Source organism: Microbacterium sp. 69-10 (assembly GCF_001897945.1).
Classification (GTDB): Bacteria; Actinomycetota; Actinomycetes; order Actinomycetales; family Microbacteriaceae; genus Microbacterium.
The window spans coordinates 239,197-241,181 of sequence record NZ_MKRT01000024.1; the positions used below are offsets into that span (position 1 = coordinate 239,197).

Annotated in this window: 2 protein-coding genes; one reads left to right on the plus strand and one right to left on the minus strand. The window is 64.7% G+C overall.

Annotated elements, in window-relative coordinates; all coding sequences use genetic code 11:
• Positions 1–270: NAD-dependent epimerase/dehydratase family protein (locus tag BGN97_RS12200; protein ID WP_292701820.1), on the minus strand; the 270-nt coding region annotated here is incomplete at its 3' end.
• 247 nt (positions 271–517) lie between these two features.
• Here BGN97_RS12200 and BGN97_RS12205 point away from each other — a divergent pair.
• A complete protein-coding gene (locus BGN97_RS12205) occupies positions 518–1,825 on the plus strand; it encodes a hypothetical protein (RefSeq protein WP_292701823.1) in 1,308 nt (435 codons plus the stop codon).
• The last annotated feature ends 160 nt before the right edge of the window (positions 1,826–1,985 follow it).

Sequence of the window (1,985 nt, forward strand, 5' to 3'; positions counted from 1 at the left end):
CACGCTCTCGCCCACCGCCTTGAGCCCGGCGAAGTGGATGACGGCGTCGGGGGAGGAATCGGCGAAGACCCGGTCGAGAGCCTCTTCATCCCTGGCATCGAGCTCGTGGAACACGGGAGCCCGCCCGGTGATCTGCGCGATGCGCTGGATCGCGATTGACGAGCTGTTGGAGAGGTCGTCCACGATGGTGACGTCGTGACCACGGTCGAGGAGAGCGACGGCGGTGTGGGAGCCGATGTATCCGGCGCCACCGGTGATGAGAATGCGCAAGAGTACCTCCAGGTTCTTCTGGTTTGATGCTAGTTGAGAGCGCGCCGATGCTCGGGTTGCGGGACGGCGCGCTCGCCTCGTGACACCGCTGGTTCGGCAGCCGGAGAGTAACAGGGCAAGATATCAAGGAAGCTCCGGCGTGTCCGGGGCCATAAGCAGCTGAGAGAAGAGGATTCGCATGACGACCGGTCAAGGTCAGGAACTGCGCAGCATCTCCGCAGTTCGCCGTTGGGCCGGGCGGCATTGGGTGAGCATCGTCCTCGTTCTCGTCGGCCTGGTCTACGGCGGCGCCGTCACCGTACTTCACGAAGATACGGTGTCCCCAATCGATGAGGTGGTCTATCTCGACTACGCCTTCAAAGTCTGGGAGCAAGGCGTCGTGCACGAGGGGGAGAAGTTCGGGGACGACGTAGCACATGTCGTCGCCTGCGAGAACGTCATCCCGTTCGGAGACCTGGGCCAGAAGTGCGGATCCGACAAGGTCCATCTCGCGGGCATGCCCAACCATGGGTACACGACCGGAGCCGGCTACACCCCGGTCTACTTCTGGAGCGTTCGGATCATCGGCGATCCGATCCATGCGGTCACCGGGCTGAGCGAAGTGACCTCCTGGCGGATTAGCGGGCTGGTGTGGCTTGCGGGCACGCTGCTGGTCCTCGTGCCGCTGTTGAGACGGGCGGGAGTCTCCGCCGTGGTGACGCTGACACTGGGCTTGTTGTTCATCGCGTCGCCCTACTCATGGTGGACCTACACTTATCTGAGCACTGACGCCAGCGTCGTGCTGTTCGGCGCGGCGATACTGCTCGTGGCGATGGAAGTGGTGCGGGGTCGACGATCGGCGTGGTGGCTGCTCCCGCTCGCAGCGCTCGCCCCGATCTTCAAGATCACGAACCTTCTGGTGTTCGGTCTGGTCCTCCTCTACCTCGCGATCGATGCGGTGGCCCGACTGCGGCGCCGACGGGAAGGCGAAGGCGCGAGCGCGCCGACGCGGTCGGCCCGGACCTTCTGGCTGCCGGTGATCGTCGCAGTCGTAGTCGCAGGTGCCGTTCAGGTCGCCTGGATGAGAGTGATACCGCTGCTCTCGGTGAGCGATGTGGTCGTCGATCAGGGGGTGGCGACGCCCCTGACGGCCACAGAGCTCGTCCGTCTCATGCTCTCCGGCATCGGGGGACCCATCACGCACAACCCATTCGCAGGTTTCTCGAGCTCTCCGCTGCCGGCGCAGATCGTGACCCCGCTGTCCTGGCTGATGATCGCCGCCGTCATCGGCGCGATGATGGTGCTGCCGTGGGACTCCGACCATGGACCCGTCGTCTGGGCCACCGGGGTGGCGTCCCTAACTGCGCTTCCGGCCCTCGGCATCATGATGTGGGGGCTCACGCATTCCTACTTCGACCTGCCTGCGCGCTATGGAGCCGGACTGATTCCGGCCATGCTGCTGGTGGCGGGGTTCATGTTAAGGAACCGCACTGCCGTCGCCGCGGCTCTCGTCTACGCGGGCGTCCTGATGGTCTTCGGCATCGGGCTGGCCGTCCACGTGGGGGCGGCGTACTGACCGCGCCCGAGCGTTGGTTTCCGACCGCGGCCGCCGAAGACACGATTTCGTAGAATTCTCATGTTGGGAGGACCACTTGGACTGGTGACGCTCTCGTTCGCCGGCTTGATCTTCGTCGCTCCACCTATTTCGTCTTCGCCGCCTGCAACTTCGGAGGCGC